1 protein-coding gene is annotated in these 474 nt (G+C 66.0%); it reads left to right on the top strand.

The window, feature by feature from the left end; genetic code table 11:
* Window position 1: 1 nt before the first annotated feature.
* Window positions 2-474: UTP--glucose-1-phosphate uridylyltransferase (locus FOY91_RS21460; protein WP_145156109.1), on the top strand; the 473-nt coding region annotated here is incomplete at its 3' end.

Genomic DNA, 474 nt, shown 5'->3' with positions numbered 1-474 from the left:
CATGAAGACCATCAGGAAGGCCATTTTTCCCGTCGCCGGCATGGGCACGCGCTTCCTGCCCGCCACCAAGGCGGTGCCCAAGGAGATGCTGCCCGTCGTCGACAAGCCGCTGATCCAGTATGCGGTGGACGAGGCGCGCGCCGCCGGGATCGAGCAGATGATCTTCGTCACCGGCCGCGGCAAGAACGCGATCGAGGACTATTTCGACATCCCGTACGAGTTGCAGGCGACCCTGCGCGAGAAATCGAAGCACGACATCCTCGAACTGCTGGAAGACAGTCGTCTCGCGCCGGGTAACGCCGTGTTCGTGCGCCAGCAGGAGCCGCTCGGCCTCGGCCACGCGGTCTGGTGCGCGCGCGACCTGATCGGCGACGAGCCGTTCGCGGTGCTGCTGCCCGACGAGCTGCTGTGGAACCCGGCCTCGCCGTGCCTGGCGCAGATGACCAAAACTTACGAGGCCAAGGGCGGCAACGT

This window comes from Alterirhizorhabdus solaris, assembly GCF_007785815.1.
Classification (GTDB): Bacteria; Pseudomonadota; Alphaproteobacteria; order Sphingomonadales; family Sphingomonadaceae; genus Alterirhizorhabdus; species Alterirhizorhabdus solaris.
This window is presented reverse-complemented; position numbering and strand designations above follow the sequence as displayed.